We start from the raw sequence: 7,460 nt of genomic DNA on the forward strand, positions 1-7,460 counted from the left end.
CAGTGCTTGGCGCTGGTAAGCATGGTGCTTACCATCGCCAAGCACTATCCATACAATCCGTATGCACCGTGCTAAGTATAACTAAGCACCGTGTCCAAGAGAGCTTTGCACGATGCATAAAAACAGAGCATCCTGTTCCCCCGATTTATGCAATAACCAGTAACTGAGACATTCTTCTTTTACCAAAGGCAACCGAACAAATATACATCCCTTTCATAAGGTATAAATCATTTATTACTATTATATTATCAGTATTTATAAAGGCCTGATGATGAACACAAGCTCCTCCCATATCTATAATTGATAATTCTAATCTCTGGAAGTGATTACCCTCCTCCGTCAAGATTACCAGCCGGCCTTCTTGCAATGAGTTTGTAATAATACAAAAAAGAGAATTCTGATTACGTAAAAGCCCCAAAACAGATTCTGACGTCCCGACTCTGGCTTCTAACACACTATTCCACTTACTTTTACTATTCCCATTAAATTCTATCTTAACGTAACGAGCCTTTTTATCGTTAAAGTCATACCTCTCCAATTGGTCTGTCGTGCCACTTGATTCCCCTTGATATACATCTTCAAAGCATACATTATCAAGAGATAAACTTATCTTAAAATAATTTTTCCGTGTATTCCCTTCATAAAAAGCAAGACGAACGGAATGAAGCACTCTCTCTTCTCCCAAATCAAGCAAAAGCCACCTGCCTACCCCTTCCGAGGACCAGCGAGTGGACATATCACCATCCGTCACCTTATCCGGTGTATTTGTAGTCCCATTCTGATAATCACTGGCTGTAACAGAATGAATCCCCATATATTCAAAAAAAGCCCATGCACCGGCATCCAAAGACTCACCGGCTCTACTCTTCACATTCTGCACTTTCAATCGGTAATCTGCAGGAAACAGATCGCTGGTAACCAATACAATCGATCTGGTATTTTCCTTTTCTATCCGTTTTACCTTAACGGCATTATTTATCTCATAATTGGAAATTGAAAGAGCAGACACATCCTCTATTTCCTGATTAAATCTTAATAGAATCCTATTTTTATCAGTCGCTCTTAGATCTACTATATCAAAATTTGAAACCGCAGGAACACTTCCGGAAGCAAGTTTTGCCGTCTCCGCACAAGCCATTAAGAAAACACCTACTCCAAAATCTGCCGTGGAAGCAGAAGTAGCAGGATTTGATGATGGCTTGAAACCAACACCTTGTACATAAGTAAGTAACCCATCGGGCTGCACTGCCAAAGCCGTTAATCCATTCCATGCTTTCGCAATGACAGGCATATAAATATCCTTATCCAATATCCCCTGATTGACTCCCCAGGATAATCCGAAAAGAAACAAAGACGTGCCGCTTGCCTCCGGCCCTCCGTAGTCCTCCGGATCAATCAGGCTTGGATTCCAAAAGCCATCCTCCCGCTGGCACTCTTTCAATGAGACAGCCATATCTCTGAATACCGTCAGATATTCAGTTCTGTACACACTGTTCACTGGCAACATATCCAACACGCGAGCCAAAGCGCCGAATGCCCATCCATTCCCTCTCGACCAATAAGAAGCTTTGCCATTCGGCGTCACATGGCTTACCGTTTTGTCACGATACCACAAATGATCCTCCGGGTTATATAAATTCCTTTTCGTAACAGAGTATAAATCATGCATCTTATCGAAGTACTTATCATCATTGTATAAAACGCCCAAATGAGTAAAAACAGGCATCGACATAAACAAAGCATCTACCCACCACCAGTCGTCAACATCGGGTCTTGTTACCATTTTATCAATGCCTTCTTTGATAGCGGCAATTCTATTAGTCCGGTTTTCTCCATCCAACTGATATAAATCCAAGTAAACCTGTCCGCAAACCTGGGCATCGGCATGATCTGGCCCAGAACTTCTCAATTTCCAATGATGACTTTCGGCCCATGCCGTAGAATATTCCAAGTAAATCGCTTTAGGGAAATATTTATAGAAACAGGTATTCCCTACATAATAAACAGACCTTGCCCAATCATTATTCCCTCCTTGCGAATGATTTTTGATCCAATAACCATTAACCAGTTTTCCCGTTTCTATAATCTCTGTCTTAGTCGGCAAAAATGGTGAAGCAACTATATAACACATGGACAACAGAGTTCCCACTATCATTGATATACCTCTTTTCAACATTCCCTTATCCGTTTTATATTGCTCATTCCTTTACCATACTACTTCCTTCCGAGTACCGTCATTCAACAAAACTGTAACACTTTTCTTATCGTGCGAAACAAGTACATCCTTTACCGGGAAAAGTCGTTTATTATCGACTTTCATTCCTGCTTTATTCCATAATAGAAGTGTAACAAATATCTTCTCACCGGTAAAAATTTCTTTTGCATTCAGCACCGTACATTCGTCACTTTCGGGATGCAATCCGGAAGTATGTTCGAAACCAACCTCTTTCCATCCATATAAAGGTACCATTGCCAATTGATGTTTTTCATTTTCTATCACATAGGCCGTATACCCATGCTTCTTAATCGTTTTTTCTTTTATCGTATTTGTCAGGTGAGGGAGAGCATAATGCCCCAGATGGGCTTCAACCGGATTCACGGACATAGCTTTATCAACGCGCAAAACACCATCAGGCAATAATATATCAGCCAATTGAAATTCGATGTCGGTATCGTTTCTCAACCAAGCCTCCCGATAATATACCTCTTGCTCGAAACGCTTAAATCGATACACGGACAATGCTTTCCATCCTTCATCCGCTTTCTTAAAAGTATAATTCATTGCCACTTCGCCATTCGCTCCATCTGCCATCCATGGAAATTCACTGCTATAAGACAACCGGTTATAGTTTTCCGAATATCTCCAATCTTCACGCGCATTGGCCGGCATCTCCGTTGAGGTACGAATTTCGCTGATACCGCTTTCCAAATAGTCTGTGATGAGAATCTTTGCACCGTTCTGGAATGTGTTTTTAACCGGATTCTTCCGATCTTTCGTACCCCAAATGCCTTCATTTTCCTGGGCCGACCAAAAAGGATTGGATTCCGGCAATAATAAGCTTAAAAAAGCTTTTCCCATCCAGTACACACTGCCACGACAACTGTATCCTTGAATTGCCGGTTCAAAAGCACCATAAAACCCCAAGGTAGGCACTCCATCCGCCAGCAGATTCGGATTCTGAAGGAATTGCAACAAAGTGCCGGAAGCAATACGACGTAAATGACCATAATTTACAGAATCATCATTCATATATCCCGCCAAAGAAAATGGAGAAACGGCTGCAAAACGATAAGTAATACTGCGTCCCCACATTATCATCTGCCCGTTACGTCCAAACATGAGCGGATACGTCCCGGTCATCTCTTTAAAGTTATCTATAAAGCGTTTCGCATATTCCGGATAGTTTTCTTTTCCGAAATATTCACTCCAAAGAAGACCATACATCTGATAAGCCCACATACTATAATAATCGTAAGAAGAATTGTCTATATACCATCCTTCACCCCGATAATCGGCCAAAGACAGATCCAGAAACTTCTTCATAAGCGGTTCATTTACCTCGTATCCCACACTTTTAAAGAAGCTAAATACAAACAAATTAAAGAAACGCCAATTAGACGGTACAGTAGGACCATCCGCATAGCTCAACATGGTATGAGCCAATGCATCTTTTTGTTGTTGCGACAAGGGATTCCATAAGATTTCGGGTATTGAAAACAAGGATATGGATAAAGCTCCAAATTCCACCAGATTCTGAGAGATGGCATTCTTTGTCCGGGGAGATATATAGCTCGGATGCCCCGGAGTGATAATATTCACTAATTGTTGTCTGTAATAATCTGCGACCTTTATATTATTTAGAACCAGGCCGGGATTTTCTTTTAATAAAGGAGCGGCAATATATAATGTGCGGCAAAGTCCTTCTAATTTCTCTGTGGGAATTTGTTCTTCCTTATTGGGATAACTCTTGCCTTTCTGTTTGGGAAATTTCATTGCATCATTTGTGTCATGAATATAGCCGAAAGCTCCCTCAAGCATGTATTTCGCCGCATCTATCCAATGTTTCCGCGTCATTCCGGTATATGGACTATGAGTATAATCGGGAGTATCCAGCGTAAAAACATGAACCGGTCGATTGGAATCCTGACACAATACTGTATGATGAACCATTAAAAGAAAAACCAGAAACCAACCTATCTTTTTAGGAGAAAAGCCGATAGCACCATTTAAGAAGAAGAGCTGCATAAATTATCAATTTTATTCAATTTATAAATAGGGTTTATTTCAATACCCGAATCTTTATTTAATAAGAAGAAAGAGATCAATACTTGATTACACGTCTTGTCACCGTCTCATTATTCCGGGTCGAGACTCTCAAAAGATAAACCCCTCTGGGAATATCCAGATTCTCTAATCGGCAAATGGAAGTTCCGGTATAGGTCTGTATCAATTTATTTCCGGATACATTATATAATTCAACCGACATTCCATCCTCATCACCTTGGATCATAATATATTTATCAAAAAAAGTTGGATAAACTCTAATATCCTTCCCCCGCTCTCCGGCAATGCCTACAGGAGGAGTATCTACATAATCGCTTATGACATGATAATAATTTCCAAGAGGATTGAAAACTACCTTCATATTAAACGGTGCCAAATCATACCCCTCCCCTCTTCTTTTCGAAGACAATTTAAACTCATTTCCCGTATACTTAATTTCATCAATCGTTTCAAACCAATCATCGATATTGGTTGTTGGAAACAGTTCAAAATAACCGGATGAATTACTATCATCATTCGGAGCAGAAATACTACCTTTCATATATCCGTAAGTAGCCATAGAACCATCTTCCAGATAAAGTCGGATACGATATCTCGGATCTCCCCACGTAGAACCGTTATACTGGAGATTCTCCACTTCGAAAGTGGAGTTTCCAGTATAATTCAAATCGGTTATTATGTATTTCTTAGAAGGGGCAAATAATACGGCTCCGGTTATTTTCTCCATCGTAACCGATGGAATATCATCATCAAAATTTACCCGGATCCGATAAGGAACCGGAACGCCTTCTGTCTCATTTACTGTAATGTCTTCCGATTGAATTTTATCTTCACCATTTTCCGAAGCAGAGAACGAATAACTTCCGGTTTTCAACGATGTAATCAATTCAAAAGTATTGCTCGTTACTAAATTTCCATTATAACTTTCAGGAAAACCTTCCACTATCCGCTGCATTTTCAAGGGAGAAAGAGACTCGGCTAATGCATCCCCTCTCATATACAATTCATTGGGAGTACTTTTAAAAGTTTCATTATCTTCACCGGGATACCAAGTCATATCATCAATATAAAGATAATTATCATGTGTAGGATAGATACCTCCGCCCCCGGGGAACGACTCAAAACAAATACCGGTTATCAAACGATGCTCATCTTTGCGAACAAGAGAAAGCCCTGTCACATCTATTTTCTTTTCATCATTGCACCACACTTCAATACGGGCGTCTTTAGCTTCATAAGAAGTTTCCATAGTGACAGTCAGTTTTATCTTATTCCATACTCCCCGTTGCATATCATATTTCTGATCACCGGGATTACAACCGTATTCTGTGGTCATATCCGAATAATAAACATACAGCTGATTAGAAATACAATCGTCGTGTGCATCAAACTGCAGACGTACACTTCCTCCGTCACCATTCTTCGTAGCCGCATCAGAAGCCCCTCCCGAATACCCTACTCCTAAATTGAAACCAAATTGCTTGCCGTGCAAACCCGATTCAAAATTGTTATCATATTTAATAAGATATTCCATTGTATACTGCTTTAGCTTGGGGGTACTCACAATCACAGCCGCCCCCGTGCCGCCAACCTTGCATCCTTTTTTAAACTTTATCTGATAAGTACTGTCTACGATTGTCGCGTGGTCACGATCCGTGTAATATTTGCCATTTCCAAAATCTTCTAAAAGCGATTGATTGGTATAGGCTCCATTCGGTCTGTTGAACGTAACCTTCTGTTGTTTGTAATACCGCTTTGAATAGGTACCGTTCTGAGCAAATACAAACTGGAATATTCCGATAAGGAGAAGAGAAAAAATCAAACTTTTTTTATAAAATCGTTCCATAATAAATAATGATTGTGCTTCTTCCTGAAATCTTGGAAGAAGAGTATTAGACATTGTTACAAATATAAAAACCAGTTTTACAATTCGTAAAACACAAAAGGGGAGAAAGCTGTATATCTCCACAACTTCTCCCCACTCACTTTTACAATTTAATCACACGTTTCACTGATAAAACGTTGTTATCCTGAACAATTTTTACCAGATACATTCCACTTGCCATATCCAATCCTTCCAAATTCAATACATTTCCGGAAGAATTGACTTTCAGCACCGACACACCGGTTATAGAAACAAATTCGACAGAAAATGCACCTTCGGCAACCGACACAGTGGTGCTGTTGTCAATTATAGTAGGATAAATATTCACATTCTGCATCTTATTTTCACGAATAGAAGTAGGATCATAATCTCTCAGCTCGTGTGTATAATTTTTAGAAGTGCTAAAAATAACTTTCACGCTGAAAGGAAGCAACGGATTGGCTGTTCTGCGTTTTACAGATAATTTATATTCGCTGCCATAGAATTTTTCTCCGTCTATCGTTTCGTCCCAGCCCTCAATATTGGTAGTGGTATACAAATCAAAATAACCCGGTAATTTTTCATCTTCATTACTATCATTATCAGGAGCCGAAACAGCTCTCAACTTATATCCATAAGTCGTATATTCTCCGTCTTCCGTATAAACCCGGATGCGATATCTTTCGTCTCCCCAATCTGCTTTGATATATTCAACATAGTCGTTGTAGAACGTTGAATTACCTACATACTCCAAATTCGTTATAACATACTTTTTAGAAGGCGCCCACAAAATAACTTCATCCACTTTGAGTACGGATACCACCGGCGTTGCTTCGTCAAAATTAACGCGAATACGATATGGAACCAAACTCTCTCCACCGTCCACTGTGATTGTGGCAGCCTGAATTAAAGCACCACCGTCAGCCGAAGTGGCAAATTCATAACTACCTGTTTTCAATGCAGTAAACAATTCATAAGTGTTACTGATACTTCCCTCGCCCATATAGAACTTTGGAAAATCTTCATTGATACGTTTCATCTCCATTGCTACGGAAGATTCGGCCAAAGCTGTACCACGCACAAATAATTTAGCAGGAACTTCTACTGCCAATGCACTCATGCAAACACTAATCGCTACAATTAAAAAAGATAATTTTGTTTTCATAACTTTAAATTTTTAATATTCATAATATGTAAGATTAACTCTACTAATACTTTAATACTTTTATTATATGGTCATAATCTGGAGATTTTACTGATATCAGATACATTCCTCGTGAAAAAGGAGTCATATCCAATGTATACTGCTCG

The 7,460-nt window shown here is 39.6% G+C and carries 4 protein-coding genes; all 4 read right to left on the reverse strand.

Annotation, left to right across the window (positions count from 1 at the left end; genetic code table 11):
* Positions 1 to 145: 145 nt before the first annotated feature.
* The 4 genes from QVP90_RS03465 to QVP90_RS03480 all read right to left on the reverse strand — a co-directional run bounded on the left by QVP90_RS03465 (position 146) and on the right by QVP90_RS03480 (position 7,314).
* A complete protein-coding gene (locus tag QVP90_RS03465; RefSeq protein WP_264380871.1) occupies positions 146 to 2,155 on the reverse strand; it encodes a glycoside hydrolase family 88 protein in 2,010 nt (669 codons plus the stop codon).
* 51 nt (positions 2,156 to 2,206) lie between these two features.
* The gene (locus tag QVP90_RS03470; RefSeq protein WP_021935665.1) at positions 2,207 to 4,246 is read right to left on the reverse strand and encodes a DUF2264 domain-containing protein; all 2,040 of its coding nucleotides are present in this window, start codon (positions 4,244 to 4,246) and stop codon (positions 2,207 to 2,209) included.
* A gap of 76 nt (positions 4,247 to 4,322) precedes the next feature.
* Entirely contained in the window at positions 4,323 to 6,131 is a 1,809-nt protein-coding gene (locus QVP90_RS03475) for a T9SS type A sorting domain-containing protein (protein ID WP_264380872.1), read from the reverse strand.
* Positions 6,132 to 6,273: 142 nt separating this feature from the next.
* On the reverse strand, positions 6,274 to 7,314 hold the full coding sequence (locus QVP90_RS03480) for a T9SS type A sorting domain-containing protein (RefSeq protein ID WP_005932567.1): 1,041 nt from the start codon (positions 7,312 to 7,314) through the stop codon (positions 6,274 to 6,276).
* Between the last annotated feature and the right edge of the window lie 146 nt (positions 7,315 to 7,460).

Origin of the sequence: Bacteroides sp. CAG:189, from assembly GCF_000432295.1 — a bacterium.
GTDB classification, from domain to species: Bacteria; Bacteroidota; Bacteroidia; order Bacteroidales; family Bacteroidaceae; genus Bacteroides; species Bacteroides salyersiae.

What these genes read in the sequence shown, in the direction of transcription:
- QVP90_RS03465 (WP_264380871.1), bottom strand. Translation starts at nt 2,155, where the DNA reads ATGATAGTGGGAACTCTGTTGTCCATGTGTTATATAGTTGCTTCACCA.
- QVP90_RS03470 (WP_021935665.1), bottom strand. Translation starts at nt 4,246, where the DNA reads ATGCAGCTCTTCTTCTTAAATGGTGCTATCGGCTTTTCTCCTAAAAAG.
- QVP90_RS03475 (WP_264380872.1), bottom strand. Translation starts at nt 6,131, where the DNA reads ATGGAACGATTTTATAAAAAAAGTTTGATTTTTTCTCTTCTCCTTATC.
- QVP90_RS03480 (WP_005932567.1), bottom strand. Translation starts at nt 7,314, where the DNA reads ATGAAAACAAAATTATCTTTTTTAATTGTAGCGATTAGTGTTTGCATG.